Origin of the sequence: Paenibacillus sp. PDC88, assembly GCF_900106725.1 — a bacterium.
GTDB lineage: Bacteria > Bacillota > Bacilli > Paenibacillales > Paenibacillaceae > Paenibacillus > Paenibacillus shunpengii.
Genome location: NZ_FNNT01000012.1, coordinates 73,780 through 98,072, shown reverse-complemented (window position 1 = coordinate 98,072; position 24,293 = coordinate 73,780). Strand labels below are relative to the sequence as shown.

Annotated in this window: 25 protein-coding genes; 1 reads left to right on the top strand and 24 read right to left on the bottom strand. The window is 41.4% G+C overall.

Annotated elements, in window-relative coordinates; genetic code table 11:
- Window positions 1–73: 73 nt before the first annotated feature.
- The 6 genes from BLW49_RS25100 to BLW49_RS25075 all read right to left on the bottom strand — a co-directional run bounded on the left by BLW49_RS25100 (window position 74) and on the right by BLW49_RS25075 (window position 7,062).
- Complete coding sequence (locus BLW49_RS25100; protein ID WP_090727630.1) at window positions 74–535, bottom strand: hypothetical protein; 462 nt, start codon at window positions 533–535, stop codon at window positions 74–76.
- Between the two features lie 313 nt (window positions 536–848).
- On the bottom strand, window positions 849–1,751 hold the full coding sequence (locus tag BLW49_RS25095; RefSeq protein WP_090727628.1) for a hypothetical protein: 903 nt from the start codon (window positions 1,749–1,751) through the stop codon (window positions 849–851).
- A gap of 10 nt (window positions 1,752–1,761) precedes the next feature.
- On the bottom strand, window positions 1,762–2,034 hold the full coding sequence (locus tag BLW49_RS25090; RefSeq protein WP_090727626.1) for a hypothetical protein: 273 nt from the start codon (window positions 2,032–2,034) through the stop codon (window positions 1,762–1,764).
- Between the two features lie 442 nt (window positions 2,035–2,476).
- Window positions 2,477–3,541 (bottom strand): hypothetical protein, encoded by a 1,065-nt coding sequence (locus BLW49_RS28965; protein ID WP_170862571.1) that lies wholly within the window; start codon window positions 3,539–3,541, stop codon window positions 2,477–2,479.
- 19 nt (window positions 3,542–3,560) lie between these two features.
- A complete protein-coding gene (locus tag BLW49_RS25080; RefSeq protein WP_244533611.1) occupies window positions 3,561–5,846 on the bottom strand; it encodes an SNF2-related protein in 2,286 nt (761 codons plus the stop codon).
- 28 nt (window positions 5,847–5,874) lie between these two features.
- Window positions 5,875–7,062 carry a hypothetical protein gene (locus BLW49_RS25075; protein ID WP_090727624.1) on the bottom strand — a complete coding sequence of 396 codons (1,188 nt, stop codon included), beginning with the start codon at window positions 7,060–7,062 and terminating at the stop codon, window positions 5,875–5,877.
- 359 nt (window positions 7,063–7,421) lie between these two features.
- On the opposite strand from BLW49_RS25075, the gene BLW49_RS25070 reads away from it, so the two are divergent.
- Window positions 7,422–7,802 (top strand): hypothetical protein, encoded by a 381-nt coding sequence (locus BLW49_RS25070; protein WP_090727621.1) that lies wholly within the window; start codon window positions 7,422–7,424, stop codon window positions 7,800–7,802.
- A 51-nt stretch (window positions 7,803–7,853) separates the two neighbouring features.
- Here BLW49_RS25070 and BLW49_RS25065 read toward each other — a convergent pair whose 3' ends face one another.
- From BLW49_RS25065 to BLW49_RS24990, 18 genes are all read right to left on the bottom strand, one after another.
- Window positions 7,854–9,740 (bottom strand): adenine nucleotide alpha hydrolase family protein, encoded by a 1,887-nt coding sequence (locus BLW49_RS25065; RefSeq protein ID WP_139237036.1) that lies wholly within the window; start codon window positions 9,738–9,740, stop codon window positions 7,854–7,856.
- Complete coding sequence (locus BLW49_RS25060) at window positions 9,679–10,224, bottom strand: adenine nucleotide alpha hydrolase family protein (RefSeq protein WP_090727619.1); 546 nt, start codon at window positions 10,222–10,224, stop codon at window positions 9,679–9,681. The genes BLW49_RS25065 and BLW49_RS25060 overlap by 62 nt, the downstream gene beginning before the upstream one ends.
- Window positions 10,225–10,494, bottom strand: a complete 270-nt coding sequence (locus BLW49_RS25055; RefSeq protein WP_090727617.1) for a hypothetical protein — start codon at window positions 10,492–10,494, stop codon at window positions 10,225–10,227.
- A gap of 82 nt (window positions 10,495–10,576) precedes the next feature.
- On the bottom strand, window positions 10,577–10,726 hold the full coding sequence (locus BLW49_RS28960; protein ID WP_170862570.1) for a hypothetical protein: 150 nt from the start codon (window positions 10,724–10,726) through the stop codon (window positions 10,577–10,579).
- A gap of 482 nt (window positions 10,727–11,208) precedes the next feature.
- Window positions 11,209–12,615 carry a DNA cytosine methyltransferase gene (locus BLW49_RS25050; protein ID WP_251584336.1) on the bottom strand — a complete coding sequence of 469 codons (1,407 nt, stop codon included), beginning with the start codon at window positions 12,613–12,615 and terminating at the stop codon, window positions 11,209–11,211.
- Window positions 12,616–13,073: 458 nt separating this feature from the next.
- Entirely contained in the window at window positions 13,074–14,363 is a 1,290-nt protein-coding gene (locus tag BLW49_RS25045) for a phosphoadenosine phosphosulfate reductase domain-containing protein (protein ID WP_211753680.1), read from the bottom strand.
- Between the two features lie 80 nt (window positions 14,364–14,443).
- Window positions 14,444–15,883, bottom strand: a complete 1,440-nt coding sequence (locus tag BLW49_RS25040) for a DNA cytosine methyltransferase (RefSeq protein ID WP_090727614.1) — start codon at window positions 15,881–15,883, stop codon at window positions 14,444–14,446.
- A gap of 514 nt (window positions 15,884–16,397) precedes the next feature.
- On the bottom strand, window positions 16,398–16,634 hold the full coding sequence (locus BLW49_RS25035) for a hypothetical protein (protein ID WP_090727613.1): 237 nt from the start codon (window positions 16,632–16,634) through the stop codon (window positions 16,398–16,400).
- 741 nt (window positions 16,635–17,375) lie between these two features.
- Entirely contained in the window at window positions 17,376–17,579 is a 204-nt protein-coding gene (locus BLW49_RS25030) for a hypothetical protein (protein WP_090727611.1), read from the bottom strand.
- On the bottom strand, window positions 17,569–18,693 hold the full coding sequence (locus BLW49_RS25025) for a hypothetical protein (RefSeq protein ID WP_139237035.1): 1,125 nt from the start codon (window positions 18,691–18,693) through the stop codon (window positions 17,569–17,571). The genes BLW49_RS25030 and BLW49_RS25025 overlap by 11 nt, the downstream gene beginning before the upstream one ends.
- Before the next feature lie 38 nt (window positions 18,694–18,731).
- A complete protein-coding gene (locus BLW49_RS25020) occupies window positions 18,732–19,598 on the bottom strand; it encodes a ThiF family adenylyltransferase (RefSeq protein WP_090727608.1) in 867 nt (288 codons plus the stop codon).
- Window positions 19,599–19,652: 54 nt separating this feature from the next.
- Window positions 19,653–20,300, bottom strand: a complete 648-nt coding sequence (locus BLW49_RS25015; RefSeq protein WP_090727607.1) for a hypothetical protein — start codon at window positions 20,298–20,300, stop codon at window positions 19,653–19,655.
- A gap of 2 nt (window positions 20,301–20,302) precedes the next feature.
- Window positions 20,303–20,923 carry a hypothetical protein gene (locus BLW49_RS25010; protein WP_090727605.1) on the bottom strand — a complete coding sequence of 207 codons (621 nt, stop codon included), beginning with the start codon at window positions 20,921–20,923 and terminating at the stop codon, window positions 20,303–20,305.
- A gap of 26 nt (window positions 20,924–20,949) precedes the next feature.
- Window positions 20,950–22,110, bottom strand: a complete 1,161-nt coding sequence (locus tag BLW49_RS25005; RefSeq protein WP_139237034.1) for a hypothetical protein — start codon at window positions 22,108–22,110, stop codon at window positions 20,950–20,952.
- Complete coding sequence (locus tag BLW49_RS25000; RefSeq protein WP_090727602.1) at window positions 22,019–22,618, bottom strand: hypothetical protein; 600 nt, start codon at window positions 22,616–22,618, stop codon at window positions 22,019–22,021. The genes BLW49_RS25005 and BLW49_RS25000 overlap by 92 nt, the downstream gene beginning before the upstream one ends.
- A gap of 10 nt (window positions 22,619–22,628) precedes the next feature.
- Window positions 22,629–22,970, bottom strand: coding sequence for a hypothetical protein (locus BLW49_RS24995; protein WP_090727600.1), 342 nt, complete (start codon window positions 22,968–22,970; stop codon window positions 22,629–22,631).
- A gap of 393 nt (window positions 22,971–23,363) precedes the next feature.
- A complete protein-coding gene (locus BLW49_RS29345) occupies window positions 23,364–23,486 on the bottom strand; it encodes a hypothetical protein (protein WP_256209940.1) in 123 nt (40 codons plus the stop codon).
- 274 nt (window positions 23,487–23,760) lie between these two features.
- Complete coding sequence (locus BLW49_RS24990; RefSeq protein ID WP_090727598.1) at window positions 23,761–24,222, bottom strand: hypothetical protein; 462 nt, start codon at window positions 24,220–24,222, stop codon at window positions 23,761–23,763.
- Between the last annotated feature and the right edge of the window lie 71 nt (window positions 24,223–24,293).

The following is a 24,293-nucleotide window of genomic DNA, read 5'->3' as shown; positions in this document are numbered from 1 at the left end:
CGCTCGTGAATTATTCAATTAATGAATCATATCTAGATTATCCTGTTTGGGTACCTAAATGTCAAGACTTGTTTTAATAGCGGGGATGGTGAATACCTCTCTCAACAACAAGCTTTCCGCTGGCGAATTCCCCGTTGTCAGCTACGGAGTAGTAAACAAAAACCGTTGCATGATCAATAGGATCCTCCTCTTTTATAACTGCATCGAGGATCATCAACAGTGTTTTCAGTCCGCTTCGTTTCATCCCCACTACGGTCTTTGTTTCCGAATCTGTAGCTTTGAGCTCAAGTACCTTCGGACTTAGCTCACGTTCAAGAAGTATATGATTAATCGCCAATTGTCCTCCCCGAACGGAAAACTTAAGGCAACCTCCCATGTTCTTGGACATATCTGCTGGGAAACATTCTCCTAAAATTGCGGCTTTAAGCTGTTCAGCAAGCTCATTATTGTTTACTGGCTTACTTACTATCTCGCTAATCCCAATGTTCCCTTTTGTATCACTGTTCCCTTTAGTAAAATGCTTGTTCGATGACATAAATCAACGCCCCTATCGATATAAAAGTGAGAAATCTAAGACGATCGTCCTAAAGTATGAAAAAAAACTGATGAATCTGGTAAATATTTATGTATTACAGGTAAAATTTCATATTTTCACATCACTAAGTCGATGAAATTTCATATTATGACACCATTTTACACCTCTACTAGAAAATTGTCGATGCTGAATTTAGCAAATTTTAGTGTATTGAGTATCAAAAGCGGACTAATTCACCGCTTTCCCAAAGGATTTATAGAGTATAAAGAACTAGTTCTAAATACCCTTAAATCCTTTGAGAAAGCGGAGAGTGCTAGTTCTCCGCTGCCTTGCCGATCGAATTCGTTTGTCCCTCCAACTCAGTGTGTTCACTCACAAAGAATAGGTCCGGTTTTACAAACATTCCTTCGACAAGAAATACTCCCTCTGCCTCATATATTCCTTTCAAAGGAATATAGTGATCCCCATACTGCAAAACTGTTTGGTTATGCTTCTGCATAACCCTTCCAATCATGCAGTCGTGGTCACCAGTTCCCCCAATAGCTGGTGTAGTTGTTACCCTGCTAACAATTTCTGAGCCATACTTTTGTTGCAGTGCGAAATATTCACGTGATGGTATGGGCAATGATTCACCATAGGGAAAATTATAGACAACGCCAGATGTATTCTGACTATTCGAATCCATTTGATCGAGCCTCTCATCAATGGACTGTGTGTAAATTTCGAAGTCCTCGTAGTCAGTTACAGGAAGTTCAAATTCACTAGGAAAGTCCTGATTAAATATTTGATGGTTTTCCTCTGCAGGTATGTGAGCAAGAACATCTTCATTCGGATTTCCATGTAGAGCATTGAATAACTCATCGATGGAATTATTCAATTCTTGTGGGATATTTGAGACTTCATATTGAATGGGCTTAGTAACCATTTCCTCGTTATTTGCTGGAATATCTTGCAGAATATCCATTGCATGAGGCGACTCCTCTAGTTTCTGAGCTTGAATTGCAGAATGCTCATTAACTGGCAGTACTAATTTAGGTTCAATTAAAAACTCACTCTCGTGCGTAGCTTCTTTTTCAATAACTGGTTGCACAGATTGAGAAGACCGGTAGTCCACAATAACCGGTGTAATCGCATTTCCTCCGCCAAAGAATGCCGACAGCATCCCAATAGCAAATGGAGAAATAAAAAGTACCCATAAAACTGTCTCGAGACTCACGTCTATCACCTCATGACACTGCGATGAGCAGCAACAGAATTCCTAATACAACTGCACCGAAAAGGGGTGCATAAACTCTCATATCTTCTAATGTCCACCGAACGATCTGAAACCAATACTTTACAGCAACAATACGGCGAATTTGTTTCATAGGACGGCGATGATTCTTTCTAAGTTCTCTGGCAATCAATTCACTCTCAAGAGGATCATCGACGCCCATCCAAATACTCTTATACTCGCCTAAAGTTCCGATTGGTTGTTTACTGTGTATAGCTTTTTTCATCTTCCGACACCTCCGAATTATTTAACTAATCATCTAGGTGTATACTAGATTATAGGAACATGCGTTCTTATAAGTCAAGCAATCACCAATAACTGTATAATCAAAAACGCCTTTCGGTGAGTTATCGTAAGAAACAGATAATCCACCTAAAGGCGTTATAAATAGGGTTACAATATATATATAAAAACCCCTATTGGTACTCAAAGCATCAACAAAAGACACTTCGGCACCCATAGAGGCGAATTTTTGACATAGAAATACCTAAAATAATAGTTAAAACTTAGAATGACCTGTATGTCGCATGACGCAGGCTAGGAATAAAGGATCAAGGATGATATGTTCATATCATACCAAATTCCTAATTAAACGACAACAAAAAATAGAAAGACCGTCGAATGTATATATTACTCGACGGTCTAGGCTTTCAGAAAATTTGTAATCATTAGAAGATCGACATTTGCCCTCCTACTATACCGGTCCGTTTGTCGTTATATTCAAGCACGACAAATTGATGAGACTGAGTTTTTTCTGAAGTTAGTTGAACTTCAGCATCCGGAGAAAGTTCAGGTTGTTGTCCTTTTCCAAATGAATGGACGGCATCATTTTCTTCCGAGTCGTCATTTTTGAGTCGAATCTCACCAAGTGAGTCATCTTCATTTTCAAGATCACCTACTAGCTCTTCTTCCTCTTCTAGATCACCTAGCAGCTCTTCTTCCTCTTCTAGATCACCTAGCAGCTCTTCTTCCTCTTCTAGATCACCCAGCAGCTCTTCTTCCTCTTCTAGATCACCCAGCAGCTCCTCTTCCTCTTCTGGATTACCCAGCAACTCTTCTTCCTCCTCGACGCTTGTGCTTGTAAACGCAAGCCCATCCGTAGAGTTGACTTCTGGATCTGGCAAAGGGTTTATTAACTCTCTTACCATTGTATGCAGCCTGCCATCATTATCCAAGTGAGCACGAAAATCTTCATCCGAAACCCCACTACTCTTAACGGGAAAAAACGTATTATCTATGGCAAGACACCCCTCCAATCCAGTAATTTCTTCCGGTCTATAATACACACCAATATTATTAAAAATCTCATGGTAATTGATCAAGTTTTTAACAGCAATATCCGAATGATCAATCAATTGTTGCTTAAGTTCAGGACACACTGAGGGTATTTTATCAGCTAACTTTCGAAGTGCCTCATTAAGATTAGGAGCCGCTAAAGGCGTAAATCCAAGTTTATGGCCTCTCCAGTTTGTAAGTAACCAACCCTGTTCTGAACCAAAAGTTATCTCCTCATACTGGAAAACATGATCTTTTACGTTGCAATAATCCTTTATCCAACCTGGCATTTTACCGGATAAGTGGATTCTGATAAATAGTTCCGGATCAGCAGGATGGATTTGCAATTTAAGGGGTTTCTGCTCGAAATAATGGCGCACAGGGGTGACCTTCTTTCCCTTCCTCTCATACCACTCAATCACAAAAAGCCCTGTAGAAATATCATATATAGGATACATTGATCGGTATACCCCTCTCTTATACAGCGGCAGAAGTTATCTCTTTCCGCTTCGTTCCGCCTTTCAGCATATCTTTTGCAAACTTCTCCATGTCGACTGCCTGGGAGGCAGTTTTTGAGTCCCCTTCGAATTCATGAGCAAGGTCTGACATATCCAAACCTTGGCGGTCAACAGCTAGGTTAACACCACTAATTTTAGAGAGAACGACCCCGTGAATGTTAACATCTATCGTGTTTGTACCAAGAAGCCAATGTACTTCCACTTCATCTTTCTGACCGAGACGTACAGCTCGGGAATAGCATTGTTCGATTTTTTTTCCGTTAAAATCCAAGTCTACGATAAAGACGGCCTTCGCTTCCGTTAAGGTGTAGCTCTCCGCGCCGGTCCGATGCGACATTACGAGGATTGATAACGGATCAGAAGAATCTTGGAATTTTTTCATGACATCCCAGCGGTGTTCCATAGCCACTTCTCCATGTATGTATTCCGCGTAGCGACCAGGAATGATTTCATCTAGAGTCAGCTTTAAGTGCTCGATCGTTTCCTTATGACCTGAAAAAAGAAGGACTTTCTTCCCTCGACGGACATAGTCCTTGACTTTATTCTCAATGTACTGAAGTTTTGCTGTCGTTCTACCATTAAGGACATTATAGTTAGGAAATACCCAAGGACAGCTCGAAGCCTTCCGCAGCTTATCCATCCAGGTGCATATTTTTATCGTACTGATACGGTATGTCTCACCGCGTATTTCCGCTTTGGATTTCTTCTCTAACTCTTCTTCATACCACAAGCGGAATTCTTCAACCATGCTATCATAAAGCTCTCTTTCAGCAGGCATTAGATCAAGGTGGTAGCGAATATGCTTTGGTTCCGGTACAGCAATATAATCCTTAACGTCCTCGTCGGTCTTCTTCTTCCGGACCATTACAGTATCTAGTATTTTCCATAGTTGTTCGTGGTGACCCACACGAGCTTCAACGGAGTCCACATCCAGAACTCTCCGCTTTGCACCTCCACCATAATACGCCCGGAAGTGTTCAGCACCAACTTTACCATAACCTGCGAAAGGTTTCGGTCTACCTGACGCTGCCTCTAGAGGATCTTCAAAACGTGATGAGAAGCCAGTAAGCCAGCCAAGCAACCAGTATAAATCTGTAACTTCATTCTCAGCAGGTGTCCCTGTAAGAAGTACACGTGTTTTTGCTTTGGTTCGGAGAACAGAACGAGCACGTTTAGTGTCGATATTACTAATGTAGTGTGCTTCGTCTACGGTGACCGAGTCGTAACCTTTATGAAAGTAATGAGAAAGAGATGGAATCTTCTTTTCAATAACGGTGTAGTTGCATTTAACGATTTCCTCTACCCCGTTATGCTTAAATAGCCGCTCTTGATTACAAGTGGTGTTACCCTTTTTCCACTCGCTGCCACAGTCTGGGCAGAGTTTAGGGAGATCTTTTTGAGACCATCGAGCAATAGAGTTGGTTTCCGGATCTATTATTGACGCAGCCTTCCTATTACATTTCATACAGTACTGAAAATTAGCATTGAAATTACCTGGTCCTGCTTCGCAATGGGGGCACTCGTGATGAACTTTTTTTCGGAATACAACTCGTTCATTACTCCACTTTTCATACGAGACAAGGTGAAACCGAACACCTTTCGTTTTCTTAAGATCCCTTGGCGAATTGAGAACGATGTAGTCTGTTCCTTCGACGAAATTAAGGAGTTCAAGCTCTCTTTGCCAGTCGTTTATGTTGCGCTTCATGGTAATAATCAAGTTTAATTGATTTGTTGAGTCAGAAGCTAGTCCGACAATGGTAGTCCGAGTCTTCCCCATTCCCATATCGCATGCATTCATCAGAGTTTTGACACTCACGATATATGCTGCGATATCAATTTGATACGGAAATAATACACTTCCATCTTTGAACGGCTTTCCAAACAGTTCGACAACTCTTTCTCGTGCAGTTTTAAACTCAGGTGTATCTCTCCACTCGTCAAGCGACCGGCTTGAACGCCGATAAGCTCTCCGTTTACTGTCAAGTACATTCTGAACATCCTTGATAGTCTTATCATCAAGCTGAATGTCCCAGGAATCCATGGTTGTTACGGGATGCATCTCATTGATCGGGCCGTCACTCCGTGTCACAAGGGAATGCCATGTAAAGATCTCCTTATTTACAGACTCACCAATTAAGCATTCGCTCAAATTCATTGCTTCCTGCAGAGAGCTAGATTTAAATTCAAGACCCTGTCTTGTGTATTCTATTTTTGCCATAAAAATACCCCACATAATAGATATCATGTGGGGAATCCCTCCTATCATATTGAATTTATACCGTTGTTGGCATCGATTTTTTCTTCGAACTATTTGCCTCCCGAACAAAAGAGGACACATGCGGCATAACCCATAAACGGATACTCTCATTCCCTTCGAGACCCACCGAAACTGGTTGGTCGTAGCCGTCTACATACATTGTCAGTTCATCAGATGTTTTTGACATTGCAAATAGCATTGCAGCCATCTCCAAATGAATAGCACCGACAGCAAAACTCGGCATATCGCCCTCAACGGATGCTGGTAGTGCCTGTTCTAAAACATCAGGGATAACGGCGTAAACCTTATCATCCGTTAGTTGAAGTTGAAGCAAAGCAGCCGTTGGTGCAAGAAGTTTAACGCGCTTGCACACCTCAATGAGTTCGAGACGGTCGATGTTCAGCTTCCCTTTTGTTTTATCATTGAAATAATTATCAATGGGCGGAAACTTTCCAACGAGTGTACGGCACACAGCGGTGGTATAACCGGCCTTAAAAATAACGATCGTCCCTCCGCTGAGGCCTAACTCAATCTCAGCATCGCTCGGAATCACATCAGCCACTCCTTGAAGAGTAGAAACATGAAGGCTCATGGGATCCTCAAACCACTCCATATGCTTCGGATATATAGTTACACCTTTTATGCCATCTGTAGCTCGAACCAGAACGCGACCCGCATCATCTTTAGAAAAATTGGGTCCAAGTGCGCTCGTCATCTGAGCAGCTTTGCTGCTATTATTATGCAAGCAGAACGATGGAACGTAACGTACAATATTGTGCAATACTCCCGGTCTCCATTTCAATGAAGCCTCAAATGGAGGAACTTCAACCATTGGAGAAGTTTCTGGCAAAATATCAACACGAAGCCCCGATTTTCTCTTGCCTCCATTACCCCAGAGGAACTGGAGTCCATCACCATTGTTTTTATCACCATTGTTCTTCTGAACCAATACCTCGACCTCGTCCGGCAATGCCGCGACTTTGACTTCGAGTTCACCTATCCCTGTAGCCACTTCTAGATTCCCTTCAATTTTGCATGGAATCTTCTTCTCGACAGAAATGTCTTGTCCATGATAATAAAACGACACTAATCCGTCTTCAAGCGTCCGAATGTAAATCGTTTTTTCTCCAATACCTGCTTTTCGAGCTGATTTAACGAGCTGGCCAACTAAACCTTTTAGTACTTCACTTTTGATCTTAAACATAGTTACTTTCCTCCTCACGGATAATTGGATTGTTGTTATAAAAAGCGCTCCGAATATTTTTCACCTCCGTTTTATGGAACGCAAAAAACCCGTAAGCGACAAATTAGCTATTAAATAGCACTTTGTCACCCACGGGGCGAATTTAGACATATTATCCCTGTTTAACATTACCATTAGTGAAGCCTGATAGAATTCCTCTTTCAGCGCATGCTCAGAGGTAATGAATTAGGTAAGAATAGGGTATGCATTCATTGTAAATAAAAAGAAGGATATAAGCAAGTAATGCCTCTCCAAATTTCTCCTATATTTAATTAGCACATATTATGAAGTAAAACTACTACAAGAAAGGTGATTGCTTGATGACACCTGTTAATGATAGAGAGCTCTTTAAAGGACAAGTTGTTCAGGTTTACCGAAACCTTAATAGAGACTGTTTTTCTATACGTGACAAGAAGACCAGACTCGTAGTTGGGTATTGCATGAGTGTCACATTAACAAACGCTCGGTTCGTCGTATCTGCACCCGGCCATGCCAGAGTCATTAAAACAGGTATTAGAACTGTTCATGCCTACGTTGAAGGAGAGTTTATATCTGCGGAAGATGATAAAAAAGACTATTACGACATAGGGTATTACAATCCATTTAAAACTGAAAAGTTTATTCAAGAGAATACCGGAAAACTTCTCGAGTTCGCCTCTTTTGCACACTGCCAAGGAACGAGAGTATACTTTTTGCCCTAAAACAGTAAAAAGGTGCATCCCTAAGGGGCTGCACCTTTTTTATTCATTTGCCTAATACTGCGGCTGCTCACAGAGATCGCTAAGTAGTAGTTTATCCATCGCTTTTTTTATGAATTCAGGCAACTTGTGATGTTGATCTGGAATAAAAAGTAATGATGCTACCACTTCATTCAATCCGTGGATCCGCACTTTATTGCCGAAGTATAGCTCATGATCAGAAATATCTGAATAGAATTTTATTGACTCCGGAATGACCTCGGGTACATATCCCTTCTCTATCAAGAAGTTTTTCACTGCTGCAGGGGTGCGAAGATCATAAAGTAAGGTCCAGAACACTTCATCCCAGCATGGAGTAGAAAGGCATACTTCTCGAGCTCTCTCTGGTGTCATATAAGAGAATCCATCACCTATTGAGGCTTTAATGGCATTAGCTACTTCCAATTCAGATTCCAAGACACCGGTATATTCCTTTATACTTTGCGGCACTTGATTGGAATGAAACCCAGCTTTAAGCAACACTCTCTTGGCTTCAAATGGCGTTTTCCCACTAATGATCTGCCAATAATGTCTTTCCAAACTGTAAGCTTCTACAGGTGTCTTAATAGTACCGGCGTCGATATAATCGTTTACAAAAGCTCTTGCCGCTTCTAAGGATCTAATCTCTCCTCGTGATACTACAAAGGTTACATTATTCCAGAAGACATTCCTACCAAACTCATTAGACTTGATGGGATTCCAAAAATACGGTATATTCTCGCCTGTAACCTTCTTGGCACGATTTAGCACCTCATAAATCTCTCTTTCACCACCACCAAAGTCGGTTGTGATGTAGTAAATAAAATTGAGTTTCTCCTTCACTAATTCCCCTTGCTGATTAAGCACACGTAGATTGACAAGCTTGGTGGCATCGAGTTCCAGTTTTGAACATTCCCTTGACTGGTTCAAAATTGCCTCCTCAATAGCGTAATAGCGAGGATCAACAACTAAATTCGGAATGGTCGTTTCATTTTCATTTAACTGGTATTCCTTATTCAAAACCAATGCACCATAATAAGGAATAGGTTCTGGTGTGAGGTCAAGTTCGTTCTCTTCCCATCCCATTTCTAGTTTCCACACACTTTTAATGTATTCAATATCCTCTTTACTTACTATCTCAAGATCTGCTTCCTTCTGATAGTGAAGGACATTTTTTAAGAGAAATATCCTCCCTTGGAGTGAGAAACTAGCTAAAGCAAGGTCAGGATTAGCCGGTATTCCTCCAGTACAGAGAGGTTCATATGGAGCTGCTTCCTCGTCGTTCAAATCTTTAGACTCAAGATCAAAGATCATAAGTTGACCATTCTCTTCATCATTATCCAAAAATGGATTAACAGTATCGAGAATTTTTAACCTTGACTTGCGGATCGGCTCACGGAAATTCGCATCATAAAGCATATGTCTCATGATTGTACGGAGTTTAAGGATTGGTTCTGCCCACTTTTCTCCACGGTCGAGGAAATATTTCAACATTTTATCATCTTTGACAAAGAGACAAATTATGCAACCATTTCTTGAAGTACCGCAGCTCTGCTTAATTTCACCGATCTGCATTGGGCATTCCCCACTGTCTTTGTACAGTGAATAGAGCTGAAGAAAACGGGTACCCCAGGGAAAACGAGGGCTACAACTCATAAGAGTATCCCATAATACCTCGTCCGAGATGTCCTTAATTGGGTGACATTCAAACCGCCCCTTCATCGGCTTTCTCTCTTCATTTTTCTCCTTATCTTTCTTAGTGCGGTATTTTTGGAAGATGAACTCATCTGCACCGTTTTTCCTGATAGATGATGCCCTTTTGGCAGATTCATCTATCCGCACTCCGGTAAAGATCACAACTTCACCATGTTCCGCAAGCAGACCTTTGATAAAAAACCTCGGTTGGACTGATCTTAAACGCATCAGTACACCAGCGAAATGGGCTAGCAGGCGTGGAAAGCGGTAAGCCGTTACCAATGACCTTTGCTGCAAACCGATTTTTCTGATCCGGCATTACGATGTGAGCTTGCAGACAATCCAACCCCTGAGCAGCAGCGCTTGTCTTCATTTTCTCAATAGATTCATGTACAAAAGATTTAAGACCAGGGTTTTCGAGTCCTGTATCGCTGCTAATGATATGAACTTGCCTCAACCTTTGTTCCGAAGGGATCTCTGAGAGAGCGATCCAGATGCACAAGCACAGGAAGGTTGAATCTTTTCCCATTGAGGATGCAATTACCCATGGCCGAGTGTTTGTGATATCCAAATATGCAACTTTAATTCGCTCGATTACAACTCGTACCTCATCCCCGACTTCTTTAAACGAAGGCCGGACAATCGAATCCTTTGGAAGATCAGGAATGTTGTCTTTAGCTTCCCATTCTGAAAAAAGAGTTAGCTGTGCCATTTATATCACCTCTTTCAAAACAACTTCGTATCTGCCGTTCGAAGAGACAATATAAGTTCCCGCAATGATTAGTCGATTGGCTACTCTTAATTGGTCCAAGTGCTCAATCGAAATTTCGGCCAAGATGTGTGTTTTACAATAAAACGGGTCAATTTCAAATAATTCAACCGGTGTCTTCTCTATCGAATAACTAATGTTGACTGCCTCCAAAGCCTCTTCAACCGAAATACCTAAATTTGGATCATGAAACAAAATAGCTACTTTGTTCATATCAAATTTCTCCTCTCTAGTAGTCGTTAATAAAAAAGGCCTGGAGGGTTGTTTTTCTCCAGACCTTTACCGCACCGCGTTATTAGAAATCAAATGTAAGTTGATATGCAGGATCAATTTCTATGCCTGCTACCGAGTTGTTTACAGTTTCCGGAAGGGATTCATCATTTTCCAAATGAATCAATTCATCAACAAAATATTTTCCATTCTCTGAAATAGCGATTTGTATCATCTTGTATACCTCCATGAGTTATTCTCTTTTACAAGCGTCTGCCGCCTTCATAATTACATTACGATATCAGAACTCACCATTAAATCTGGTCAATAATATAAGGTTTTCTCATATCAATGTTCATATCTCCTCTCGTAACAATTTGGGTTGTAAGACGCAAAAATGCGTCTATCACAAATAACTAAGGTAATGAGTAACCATCCTTTAGTTGCTTCTGATAAACGCACTTTAAGAACAAAAAAAGCGCCATCGAGCAATCGATCTTATTAAAGGGCATAGATCTCCCCTGATAAGTATTGATCGCTGAATAAGCGCATTCCGATAATTAAAATTCCCCTTATTCCCAAGATAGGGGTATGTATGCAGCAAATAAGAAAACAAAGATATGTTGATATTATAACACTTGCTAACAATATTGAAAACAAAAAGGGGGGCCGTGCGATCTGCAGGTCCCCCTATAATATATCTAGCGATTTGACTTTTTACATCATAAGCAAGTGTAATTGGCCGTCAGAATCCATGGATAAGGGCATACTAGTATCAACTGCCTCCTTCTTATCCGCCGGCTTCTTGAACATAGATTTAAAGAACACAGTTGCAATTTCATTAGCGAAGGCCCGAAAGACTCTTCCGCAAGCGGACTGTCCAATTTGTTCGTATATCCTCCAAACAGGAGTATGGACAGAGAATTGAAAATCTTCTGGTATACCGAAAATTCGGCGCAATTCGTTGATAGATAAGAACCTCCATTGATTCTTATCTGGATGTAACACGTAAGAATTGCTCGCGCTATGGGATCGATAACGTTTTGGAATACATTGCAATACTGTACTATTTTCATCAACGAATGTAAGTTCAGTCGACCTATCTGCCCATGCATTATTCTTCTCTTTTTTCGAATTGAAAGAGGCGAACCATTTGTCGAGCGATTTCCACTCATGCTCCGTCCCTTTCGGGTCGAGGAACTCCTTAAGTTTCTTCTTCCTCACCTTTTTGGGAGGAGTCGGAACACGGAATTCTAACATATCGTCTTGATGACGAAATGCAATAGAATAACTTCTCTCACGTTTGGCGATTGATCCAAAGTCATGACTTTCTAGTTTTACTGGCCCAACCCAAAATGGAAAATCGGAAAGAATAAGTTCCTGCAGATCAGTATAAGATCGAGTCTTATAATATTCAGGAACGTTCTCAAAAAATACGATTTTCGGTTCTGCAGCCTTAATAATTTTACTAGTAGCCAAAGCTAGATTCTGAAATACCCCCTGTTCTCCTTCTCCTAATGAGCTGTGCTGATTGCATGGTAAACTCACCAATGCCACATCCGCCTTTGCAACTACGTTGCAATCACGAATGTCCCCGTTAAAAAGGAATGAATTAGGATAGTTCAGCTTCAGGTTTTCTGCAGAATCTTCCTCTAACTCTATCTCCATGACTGGGGAAAAATAATTTGAGTCCCGGAAGTAAACTGTCCCAATTCCACAGCCAGCTGCTATAGATAGCAACCGAATGCGCTCATCACTTGGTACATCTAAAGTCTCAGTATTGAACAGTCTAAAACGCAATGGGCGAACCACGACTCGCGAGTAATCTCCAAGACTATAAACACAGATCTCTACTTTGTCTTGCACGGAGATAATCGATGCATATGATTCTCTCGCTGAATCAACAAGAGGTCGAAGTGCCCCACTGGTCTTATTTACACGTGAAGAAACGTGCACTTGATGTACATCGTGTTCATCGGCATCCTCAAACTCCCGGTTTTGAATCAAGATTTCCTTAGCTTCTTCATCCATCCGAATGTGAAGTTCTTCCCCAGGAACGAAGCCGCTGGCTTCACATACTAGATGCTGTAGCCATATGCGGGGCGTCTCTTTCTTTTTACTCACTTGATAAACCTTCTGAAGGATAAGTTTAATGTTTTCCTTAATTTTCATTATAGACAACCATGGAGTAATTATCCTCCATGGTCTTCCTCCCTTTAATCAAAATTAGAACCATTCTCTTCAATTAATTATCTTAGTAGATTATTTATCGCTCATTGGTTCTTACCGACTGTCTCATCAGATAATTCACTCTCCTTAATTGGATTATATTGGGTTGTTTAGGCAAAAAAATAACGCCTAATCACAGATCACCAATCTAATTGAGCAGACTGCCCCATTGAAGATTGATACGCTGTAATTAAGCGTCATTCGCAGATAGAATAAGTCCATAGGTCGCATGACTGGACATAGTAGAACATAGAGAATAGCAAGGTATGTTTCTTATCATACCATCCTTCCCTTCAAAAGTTAAGTATACAGAAGAAGCCCTCTTGTTAAAGAGAGCCTCTTTGAAAATTAGATTAGCAAGGACCACCGATCCCATGCCGGAAAGCACCTGCAGGGTAATTCCATTCTGCATCAAGAGGGAGAATGATATCTTGGGCTTTAATTTCTCCCGTAAGCAGCTGATGGATCGCTTTCTTCTCAGAGTGAACAACGCAGCTTTCCGCGTCACCAACGAATTCATCGATCGACTTGTTGTTGTCTAATGTAAACTGAAGCTCTTGCTCTGCTAGACGTAGATTCTGGTAGTAATCAGGGAGAATATCCTTGATACCAGCAAAATGCGAAGGCGAACTAAATATACAGCAAGCACACGAAGCTCTACCCCACCCTACCGTGTAGCATGGATGTGGGACTACTCTATTTCTTCGAAGTACTTCCCACACATCTTTCTCGGAAAAATCAATTATACTTCTGAAGTGGTGAACAACACGCTTATTACGAATAGGTGCGTGGGTTCTATGGAGCTCCATCATATTATATTTGGATCGGTTAGTACTTTCACCTCTCCTCTCACCACTTACAACCATAATCTTGCAATCTCGCTTAGTGTCAACTTGGTGAGTGATGGCTACACAACCTACTTCAATTTTCAGGATGCCGCTGCAATACCTTGTCTGAAGGTTTGCTCCTTTTGCTGGAAATTTGAATCGATATCCATAACTACGAAGTTCTTCTTCGTATAACTTGTATAACTCCAGATTATCTTCTGCTTCAGCTTGATCCATTAGTCTTTTTAGTTCCAAACTCCTGGTCCACGCTGAAGGTTCAATCCGTCTCATTGAACCATCAGCGTCTTGAAACTGAACAGGTTGTTTAGATCCATAACGATAAACCTCCCCCCAGAATCCTCCCTCACGGAATGAAAATCTAATCTCTAGACCGAATGCCTCTGCAAATGCTCTGCAGTAATTTTTTGTTACCGGCCAGTCCATTTTCCTCTTTGAATTTCCATCAATATCGTGATGGAGAAGAATAATTTTCTTAGGAGGCACACCTAGTTCAAGTAAATTTAATGCCGCTGCTACAGAATCTTTCCCTCCCGAAAATAATACAAAAAATAGATCATACGTTTCCAATGGATCCGTTTTTTCTAAGTAATGCTTTCGCATGTGCGGTGTATCGGTACGACCTGGTAATGTAGGGATTATCGAAATCCTATTTCCGTAGATAGGAAGTGGTTTGTTACCATGATTAACTGGTGTGTTAATTGTGCAGTCACGATCACGTATTATATCGATTTCCCGCTCTACCTTAATTTCAACATTCTCTGTTTCAAATGATAGCGTAAGTTGTCCATTTTCCAATTAACCCACTCTCCTTATAAATAATAAAGGGAGTGACAAAAAATCTGTCATTCCCTTTACAAATCATTATTTATCAATATTTAGAACAAGCTTAACTGTCCTTTTTCTTCTACAAACTTTGGTTTGTGAAATAATGTATTATCTAGTCTATCACTATTTAACCTATCTCTTAGCCAGTTGCCCATTATATAAGTAGCCAGTTCAGTACCAATCGAGCGGAGGACATTACCGTCACAACTTTGACCAAGCAGTTTTGTTTTGGTCGCATCACTGGAAATTTCATCATCAAATTCAAACCAATCAGGAATACCCATGATCCTAGAAATTTCATGCGGTTCGAAAATTCTCCACCACAATGGATTATCAGGGTGCGTTAAATATGAGCTTGTTACTTGTACCTTACGGTACGAAGTAACAAAGGCCGCTAACCTAGTACTATCGAGAGTGACAAGGGTATGATTCGACTCAGCACGAAAATTATTGTTACCTTTCTTATTTAGTAATCCCTCCATCACAGTTCCTTTAATTGGTTTCCAATTTCCTTGCTCAACGTTAAACCCTTTTAGTACCTGTTTTAGCGTAGGACGACGATGTTCAGGGATTTTCGGTGGTGTCGGCATCTTAAAACTATCCAGCGATCGAGTGCTGTATACGCAGTACCCTCTACGTCGGCCAGCAACGCTTCCCATATCGTAGGCGTCAATCATGACAGGACCTGTGGTATATGGAAACTTAATGCTCAGCAAAGAATTAAGTTGCTCAAACGCTCGGGACTTATAATACGGCACGACTTGTTCGATCAATACATAATCTGCTCCAGATGCATAAACGATCCTAGCGTAATGAGGACTTAAGGCAGTCGAGATGTCCTCCTTACGAGTACCAAGCATACTAAACTCAACGCACTCAGGGGAAAGAAATACAAGATCGGACTCCGGGATTAGGCTACTATGAATGTTCCTGAGATCAGTGAACAAAGATAAGCTGTTTCTGAAATTGTGACGATATACGTCTATGGCTTCAGCCCAAACATCAAGCGATCCAACTGGGCCATATGCTCCTAGATCCACAAGACAGGCAAGGCCCACACCTGCTCCTCCCGGCACCGAAAGTGTTCGAATTTTCTTTTGTTCAGACCCCATCAGCATTGGAGTACGGATATAAGCTAGGTCAAAACTGCGAGAATGCCTAATGACCAGCATGCCTTCAGAAACCAAGATATCGATTTGTTCCCTTGCTTTGATAACAGCACTAATTTCTCGATTGCATTTATCCATTAACGGACGTTCCCTCTTCCATCCCGCTCGTTTTCGCTTCGAGATTATGTGAGTCTTGTCATCCGTCTTCGTAAAGATTAAAGCGTCCCGTTCAATCGTCATATGGACCCCGTCACCCACATTAAAGTTCCCTGCCTCCAGCACGGTTGGTTCTAGGAAGATCCATGTGTTCCCTGCTTTTTCACTGGTCCGAATATTGCGAATCAACTTCACTTTCAGGTCATTCTGTCTACATGCTTCCATGGCTCAAATCCCCATTCTTTTGTATTAAAAACAAACGACCCCGATAGGTAGTCGCCTTATTCATCAGAAGATGTATTCGAGTAATCCAGAACTTAACTGGAATGATCAATGGCCTAGCATAACCAACTCAAACGCAAAACTGACCACCGCTTGGTTCGAGCCAGGCACTCTCACATCATTAATCTGCTTAGCAGTAAAACATGTTCACTTCTCTAAGAATTTATAAAGACAAAAAAAGCGCTTATTTAGAAAGACCCCAGAATTGATGTCATAAGACACATCTTGGTCACTTAATAAATAAGCGCATTTTGCTTTAGAACAAGTCCTGCCGCATGGCTAGACTTGAAATTTAGAAAAAGTAAATTAGGCATCATCTCATATTCTATCATTTTAGTGATCTGCTATTGGTGAAGGGAATACTTGCTTGTAAACCTGTATCTCCCCTCCGGATAAAAAACAAAGAACCTGGAGTTAGGCTAACGTCTTTCTTGATTCCTTAATTTTATTTATTTTATCAGATTGATGATGCAGCTTGTCCGAGGTCAAATTCAAGTTCTGTTTGTCCTTTTAATCGAATTTCATTTAAGATTGCAGCTGGTCCGGATAGCAGATTCCCTTTTCTAATTTCTGTAACCCCACGGTTGAATGCCTCAGTTTTAGTAATTACGTCTGAACTCCGACTCCCTACTACATGAAACAAAACCAGATTAGAGCCCGGCATTTCACTAACAAAAATCGTTTGTTTTTCCATCTTCTATTTTCTCTCCTTTTAATTAAATTTTGTCTATCTCAACAAATCATTAGAGAAACTTGATATCTCTCTTCCTAAGCGAGGCCAAATTTGCAGCTGAAAAATCCTCACTTGTCTGACACAGGCTAGCTATACAGCCTCCTTCAATGGCCAGATCCAATAAGTTAGTTACTGGATTTTTAACTAGACAAAAGCAAAAAGCGCATTATCTTAATAGACCAAAAAGAATTCCATCAAAAGACAGATTGGTCGCTTTAAGATAAAGCGCATTGAGTGAATTAGAATTATCCTAGCGCATGCCGGGACAAGAGAAAACAGCACAATTGAAGGTATAGCTAAATATTACCACCGTTTTGGTATCTTGGATAGTAGCATAATCTCAACCAATTCAACTGAGTGAGTAAAATTTGTCCGAAATAAGGGATACATGAATAAAACCGCTAGCTCCAGGTTTAGTCGCTGGGTTAACGGTTTTTTAATCTTTCTCTTTTAGTTCTTAAATGATCTTGAAATTGTTTTCTCTCAGCAAGCAAATCAATTAATTTACTCTCCAATGAAGGTAGCTCCGATACAGTAAACCGCTTCGTGTCTAAAAAGACTAGGTTTTTTCCTTTCCCCACTGCAATCACAACCCTTCAGACAAATCTAATAAGGTCATTATACACTACAGAATAGAAAAAGGAAAAGAGCGGTATAAAGGTTTGTTTTGATTCCGCTCTTTTGGAAAATGCTATTTAATGTTTACGATTGAGGAGCCTTAATTTCCGCCTCAATTGACTTCAACCGGTTAATAAGGAGCCCTTGGTTTGTGAGGATTTTCTTAGCATCACTTAATTTGTGACTTTCTTTTTCGTGGTCTCCATTGCAGCAATTTCTGCAAGTGCATTCGCCAAGGATATCGCGAATTATATCTTCATGTTTCCTTAATCCACCTTCAGATAACATTCTGCTTCTCCTCCTCGTTGAGCAACATTCCACGCTCCTCCAAGTGCAGCAGGATACCTTGTACCAAACGATACATCTCACGTGATTCGATCATATTTCGAAGATCACGTGACTCATTATTGAAGTGGAAACTATATACAAATACTCTACCCTTTATCACAAAACGATAAGAGTCCACAAATCTTCCTTCGCCTTTGATGTCCAGATCGGAGTACTCCCTGAAAGTTTGATTTCTTACAACTCTTACTGCTGCCCATGTACTGTATTTCGGTTCATTAATGGGAATTCGCATTGGGGTTGTTGAGTTTCCTTGCTCATAGAGCCGGTACAACGTATCTCCTCGTAATTCAAATAAAGAAAAGTCAGAACAGATTCTGAGGTCGAAGGGGTTAAACAACCCTTCTTCCTTTAACAACCTGTAAAGCTCGCTTATAGCAAACTTATATACCGTTAAGGTCTGCTGACTAAACTTCGCGAGCCTATCAAGAACTACGTTTAACAGTTCGTTTTCTTCTTGATAAGTAGACAATTCTTCAATTTTAACCATAAGTTCAGCTGAACTTGATTCGAATGCTTGCCGGATTTCAGAAATTTCGTTCCCTCGTCTCGTCGCATTGATAATGAGTTCATCGCGTATCCAAGAATAAAGACCATCGTATGTAAAATCCTTATTCTGCAGGAATGAGGAGAAGATTTCAAACTCCTCTTTATTTTTAAACTTGTATGTTCGAATATCAAATCGTGGGTGGCCAATAGTAGCCATATCTTTTATATTCAAATAAACCCTTAATGCCAACCACAACAATGGAATAATCCATGTTGCGATATTGGTATAATCAAAAGTAAAGAGATATCCTATTCCACCGTAAGCAGCAAAGCCTAAATACGTTATAACTGCAGAAGATTTAATAAGCTTAAATAGACCAATCTCATCCGGACGTACCTCTTTATACCCCCTGAAATCAAACAATGAACGAAGGATGGCAACTAAAAACCAGCTGGATCCGTTCATTTGCTCTAGGTGATACACGTAATTCCTTCTCATAGGAATTAGCTTGTCATCCATGGTTTTTCTCATTGCTTCCAAATATGATAAGTAAGTATTTTCGCTCAAAGACACCAGTTCCTTTCCATGAACGGATATATTAAAAATCATTTGCGCAGCGCCTCGAACTTCTCTACGATATCCTTTTGAATAAAGGTAGATTTGGATTGGGCAAACTGAGCATTAAAGTTAATCTTATGAAAGTAGATATTCTGCTTGTCCATCAGGTTATTCAATAAGGTCATTGTGAGCTGGGCAGCCATCTGATTCGTCTGAAGTCGTTGCGGATTGTTTAAGATTGTATCGCCGCAAGACTGACCAGGGAATTCAGTCTTCTCATCCCCTAAGATGTTGGGATAGACCCTCGTCACTGGTTCCAAAATGGTTTCGCCACGGAACTTATAACCGCATACGACCTGGCCGCCAAATCCGCTAAATTCGATCATCTGGAGTTCTGCCGGCGACGGATCGTCAAAAAGCATAATCCCTTCAATGCCTGCATCAATCCAAATCAAATCTTCAATCAGGTCAGAGTGAAAAAACTCGTCAAATAGCTGCCGCGTCTTGTTGTTGTCGACAAGGCCGACTAATATCGGAACTACTTGTACATTAGGCCCGATATTAAGATCACCAGAACCAAATAAGTTCGCGAGCATTTCGAGACTCGTTACGAATTCCGTAACGGCCTTCACTTCAAGACCATAATAATCGGCATACCGCTCAACCAGAGAAACAACCTTGTATTCATCAAGGTCATCTTGGTCAAATAGTTGCCGTTGAAAATTCTTCTGTTCCACCCGATCTGCGTCGATAAGGGTAATATCGAAGGAGATCGGCGGTCGTTCATTGGCCGCCAGATAACCTGAAATCGTTTGTAACAACGTCCGAACAAAATGTGACCCGTTTCCGCCAGCTCCGACTACGCAGATTTGGAACAGAACGTGATTTTTTTCTTTAACGTTAATTGCATTCATCGATTTATCACCTCAAATGAACAAGGAGACTCGAATCCGAGCCTCCTTGCTGTGCTATTTGACCAGCTTTACTCGCTGATCCCATTCTGTCGGGTACGGCAACGTCGCTGTTAGGTCAGGGGTTTCGAAGATATAACTTAATGGAAGCTGTAAATACGCCCCTCCATGCCCCACTCTGAGATTAACATCCGGCTCCTTAGCCCTCATATTACCGACAACTACATACAAGCGATACTTCCGCTCGTTTGCATCATCGACTAATGAAAATCCGGCCGGCAAAACATGATGTGAATGAATGTGCATCACGTCAAGATAGCGCGGCTCAGGAAAGTCTTTCCCAACGGTTGGCGCATGCACATGATCCCACGTCACATACTGCTCCGGACAGTCAAATAGATACTTCTCTTCGACTGTATCGTAAACGATCCGGACCATTGCTTCGTACTGATGAGCATCGTTCCAATATGCTCGGAAGAAGGAGATCGCCACCTTCAACATTTCACTGGGGATTTTGGGGAGGGCAAATTCAAACCCTTCCTTTACCGTGTCGACCATTGGAACTCGATTTGCCTTTAATACCAATCTTCCAAGTTTGCTGTCACGGACGCAGTAAATACGACCGTCATCCCCAGCAATATAATTGTTGGGTTGTCGTTTCTCTGCATTGAAGAATTCCCGAAGCCTCCAGAAGAATCCAGGCATAATCAGCAAGCTCCTTTGTCTTGCCCCCATGCATCGGGGAAGAGTTGCTTATTGTCGATGTCATATCTCCATTTAGTTCCCGATGGTGTCAGCTCTGCTGCATCCTCTTCTGTAACCATTTTCAAACGGATCTCCTCGAGCGTGACCGATTCAACTCCGTTATTGAGCTCGTCTTGGAAGAGCACATCGACTTCAAATACGGTCGCCGCGTAGTGAATCTTCCAAGATTCACCGAGCTTTACGGATTCCAACTCCGGCTCTTTCGGAGCTTGTTGTACAGGCGTTTTTGATTTAGCTCCTCCACGGCCATGCTTCTTCCTCGAATCCGCTTGTTTAACAGTATCAGCGCCGCAGGAACCTGCTGCATCCTTTTTGTCCTGCCCATCACTCGACGACGTAATTGCGTCGAAGCTGAACAAGGAAAGTTGTCCCCCTTCGTCAACAATCCGGTAACCAGAATCGTCTGATTCTGGAGAGGATTGATCACTCTCGCCTGCAGATGTCTGCTCGACACCATGAATTTGTTTCAACTCTATGGCAGCATTTACAGTGGCTCTCATACCTTCGATTTCCGCATTTACAACCTCATCGTTCGCTTCTTGTCCTAAGTTTGTATTTCCCATGATTCGTTAACCTCCGTTTATATGCGTTATTGGTTATTAAGTTCCTGCTCTTCAGTGGATTGAGACTCCTCAATCTCATCCTCAATAGAAAGAAGCTCGAACTGATCTGCGACGGTCAACCGAGTGTCCAGTAAGGTTTCCTCGTTAAAATCTTGACCTTGCAAGCTAATATACAACTCACGAAGGTTCTTCCCTCTGTACGCATGATCATTAGTCGAGCTTTTAAAGAATAATTCCGGTAGCCTTCTTAATTGGCTAAGCTGCGTTATCTCTATTTCTTTTAACTGGGGCCAGCAAGCGTGAAAATCAGGGAAGACATTGCCGAATGGATATCGGTATAGTCTTGAGCTTGCTTTTACAGGACCATCCTTCAAAGCGAATATCCGGCACTGTTCGATTTCTTTTCCTCTAATCACAAATTCAAAAAGGAGCTTAGGATGGCCTACGGACTCATAAGGAGTCTTGTAATACAAAATGTCCCGTTTGCTCTTCTCCACTTCGAGTACGACAATTTTGCGGCCGCTTATTTCTTCTTGATACAGGATCGTTCCCGGTGGCAAAAGTGGTGTCGTTACCGTCTTGGTTACCGGCATGTACGAGGTGATTTGTTCTTGAAACCACCGCTTTATATCAATATCCTTTTCGGTCCTTGCCCGTTCAGCGATCATCCGAAGTAAAATGCCAACGATCTCTTTACGACCTTCAGCTATGTTCAACTGTTTCAGCAGCGTACTGAAAAGCTGGAGAAGTACATCTTCATCGTAAAGGCGTTCCACTTTCCCTATGAGTAGCATTAACAGGTTATTTAGGCTGCCCTCTTCCACTTGTGATAGGTCAAACCGCTCCGCCAAAGCTCTGAGCACGAGCGAGAGGTATCTCATGTCCTCCTCAGAATTGCATCGACTTACGACCAGCTCCAGACACTTAAAAAAGACCTTTGGGTTTTGCCCTTCTAGAATCGGGCCGAAAATTTGATGAAGGGAAAATTTCTCTTCCGCAAGAATAAGCGCCGTCAATTCATTCGGTTCCATCATTGCATACAGTCCCTTCAGCAAATCATCCATCAATACACGACGATTAGAAACGGTTAAACCATTAGCCCGCCGCAGGACATGTACTAACTTGGTGTTGTCCTTTTCGTTCTCGGGCATCTGAATGATTGTTCCGTTTTGAATTAACTCGGACATGGTTCTCCTCCCTTGCTCCCCATTCGGTGATTTTCTCCTTTAATCGAAAATAGCAATCGCAGATTCTCTCGAAGATCAGATAATAGCTGCCTACACCCATCACATGAAAGGCGAGTCCAGTTTCGGACATCTCCATCTCCACGTGAACATCAGTGTATTCACAATCCAAATTCTCTTCGGAAATAGGCTCCCAGATCCACTCACGATCGGCCGCTGCCTCAGGATGAATACGTTCGATTTCTATCCACCTTGTCACTTCTGGAAGATCCATGTGAAAGGTGTAGTCATCGCCGTAATCCTCCAAAATATCTGCTTCACTGCCGGTCAAGATTTCCAAACCCTGAAGAAAAAAAGAATCATGACGGTCGCTCACCCGATCCATTGTAAAGACATAGTTCTCCGGCAGTTTCTTGCCAAGATCAAACAAGCGCTTCGCAACGACCAGGTTATCCATAGCAACATGATAAGTATCGATGTTCTCGGAATAGTACACACAACTTCTGCCCATGACACCACTCCTAAACAAACTTGCGTTTGCGATTTATTGAGGATTGTATCCCCTTGACTCGGTCCTTGAAATCCGCAATTCGTGCGACCTGAACGACTAGGTTCTCGCGATTTTCCTCTGCTTCGTTTTCCTCCGATTCATCCCCGGTTCGTAGAAACAAAGCTTGTTCCATAGCCATTACAGCTTGGTCATAGGTGAAGGATGAAAAATCAACATCTCCAAACCTCTGATGCCTATATGTTCCCCAGTGGAAAACATGCATCAACGGGACCATCACACCTTCTTTTCTATCCGCCACTTCTGGTGAGATGGCGGACTTCTCAATCACCTCGTGAAACTTGTCGAGATTCAATCGGTTTTCACTCCTTTCGGATTAAATTAGGGTTGTAGGGCAACAAAAAAATGCACTGCCCTTACCAATGACTAAGATCCAATAACTGGGGATCCTGCAAAAAATGCAATCAGTCACTCGTAAGAGGAGTGCATTGAACTTGTTTGAACTTGTTTCCAGAACGCTAACCTATATACCATCTTTTCAAATAAAATTCATACTCAAAAAGAATATTTCTTAATTAAATAAAATTAGTTAAAAGAAAAAGACCTTACTCAAGTTGAGCAAGGCCCGAATCGGAACCGGAGTCCCTGATTTTAAAAAACACCACAATGGAGTATTGACCAAGATAATGATCTTAGTACTGTGAGTTGCAAGTCTGTACTTCCTTCGTATAATCGAAGAAATATAAAATCACTTTGCATTGTTTACAGAAATTTTAGGATCTTTCAATGTCAAGGCTCCGTGTACGTAAAGGTTTTTAAGTGCTTTCATACGGGCCAATTTGGATGTTAAGATATGTGCTTCTCTTGTCATAAAAGACCGCCTCCTGGTAATTGAATTTTGGGTTGTAGGAACAAGAAAAAACGCTCCTTTACAATGCCCAAAGATTATTTCTCAAGAGAGAATTAATGATTTAGACGCTGTAAACGAGCGTTATTTAGAATTATAGGCATACCAAGGGTAGGTAAGAAATTAGAATTAAAATCAGAATGTCCTCTTCTGCCCTGGCTAGAGGATGGAGTAAAGAAGTAAAATGGTATGAAATAATCTTACCATAGGATAAAGAAAAAGAGAAGAACCGATATTATCAGTTCCTCTCCTCTTTAAACTTCACCGGCTGAACCGTCCCTCCGTAATTATCGTAAAAATCCTCGTGCAGTTGAAAGGTACTACCGTATCTACCGTATAACACCATGAACTCATTAGGTAGCAAGTTCTTACGGATCAGCTTTTTCAAATGCGAGCTGCAAAGCTCATAGGTAGCATCGTTTTCCGCGAATATGATCGCCTGCTCCTCACATAAAGAGCAGACTTTCTTGTCGGTTAAGTTACTCGGAAGTAAGTTCATTTCTGAATTCTTAAGTATTCCAATGACATACATGATTTGATGATTGGGACACATGATCACTGAGAAAGTACCATCGTCAAATCTACCCAAAATCTCGCGCATGTTTATCGTGCAGTGTCTGACGCAGCACTTCGACTCGGTATCATCCTTCCGTCTTTCGAGCACTTCATTTTTATTGTTATTTCTGATCAATTCTACCATTCAACTCTACCCTCCACCTTCGTTGGTTGTTATTTTAATCACAGTGTAGAAAAAAGGGGAATCCTTAGAAT

Bases quoted from the DNA above. Each gene is read 5' to 3' on its own strand.
- BLW49_RS25010 (WP_090727605.1), bottom strand. From the start codon at position 20,923: ATGGGAAATACAAACTTAGGACAAGAAGCGAACGATGAGGTTGTAAAT.
- BLW49_RS29345 (WP_256209940.1), bottom strand. From the start codon at position 23,486: ATGACAAGAGAAGCACATATCTTAACATCCAAATTGGCCCGTATGAAA.
- BLW49_RS25090 (WP_090727626.1), bottom strand. From the start codon at position 2,034: ATGAAAAAAGCTATACACAGTAAACAACCAATCGGAACTTTAGGCGAG.
- BLW49_RS28960 (WP_170862570.1), bottom strand. From the start codon at position 10,726: ATGATACAAATCGCTATTTCAGAGAATGGAAAATATTTTGTTGATGAA.
- BLW49_RS25030 (WP_090727611.1), bottom strand. From the start codon at position 17,579: ATGTTATCTGAAGGTGGATTAAGGAAACATGAAGATATAATTCGCGAT.
- BLW49_RS25035 (WP_090727613.1), bottom strand. From the start codon at position 16,634: ATGGAAAAACAAACGATTTTTGTTAGTGAAATGCCGGGCTCTAATCTG.
- BLW49_RS25055 (WP_090727617.1), bottom strand. From the start codon at position 10,494: ATGAACAAAGTAGCTATTTTGTTTCATGATCCAAATTTAGGTATTTCG.
- BLW49_RS28965 (WP_170862571.1), bottom strand. From the start codon at position 3,541: ATGTATCCTATATATGATATTTCTACAGGGCTTTTTGTGATTGAGTGG.
- BLW49_RS25015 (WP_090727607.1), bottom strand. From the start codon at position 20,300: ATGCCTGGATTCTTCTGGAGGCTTCGGGAATTCTTCAATGCAGAGAAA.
- BLW49_RS25020 (WP_090727608.1), bottom strand. From the start codon at position 19,598: ATGAATGCAATTAACGTTAAAGAAAAAAATCACGTTCTGTTCCAAATC.
- BLW49_RS25100 (WP_090727630.1), bottom strand. From the start codon at position 535: ATGTCATCGAACAAGCATTTTACTAAAGGGAACAGTGATACAAAAGGG.
- BLW49_RS25070 (WP_090727621.1), top strand. From the start codon at position 7,422: ATGACACCTGTTAATGATAGAGAGCTCTTTAAAGGACAAGTTGTTCAG.
- BLW49_RS25005 (WP_139237034.1), bottom strand. From the start codon at position 22,110: ATGTCCGAGTTAATTCAAAACGGAACAATCATTCAGATGCCCGAGAAC.
- BLW49_RS25000 (WP_090727602.1), bottom strand. From the start codon at position 22,618: ATGGGCAGAAGTTGTGTGTACTATTCCGAGAACATCGATACTTATCAT.
- BLW49_RS25075 (WP_090727624.1), bottom strand. From the start codon at position 7,062: ATGTTTAAGATCAAAAGTGAAGTACTAAAAGGTTTAGTTGGCCAGCTC.
- BLW49_RS24990 (WP_090727598.1), bottom strand. From the start codon at position 24,222: ATGGTAGAATTGATCAGAAATAACAATAAAAATGAAGTGCTCGAAAGA.
- BLW49_RS25040 (WP_090727614.1), bottom strand. From the start codon at position 15,883: ATGGAAGCATGTAGACAGAATGACCTGAAAGTGAAGTTGATTCGCAAT.
- BLW49_RS25065 (WP_139237036.1), bottom strand. From the start codon at position 9,740: ATGCGTTTAAGATCAGTCCAACCGAGGTTTTTTATCAAAGGTCTGCTT.
- BLW49_RS25060 (WP_090727619.1), bottom strand. From the start codon at position 10,224: ATGGCACAGCTAACTCTTTTTTCAGAATGGGAAGCTAAAGACAACATT.
- BLW49_RS25080 (WP_244533611.1), bottom strand. From the start codon at position 5,846: ATGATATCTATTATGTGGGGTATTTTTATGGCAAAAATAGAATACACA.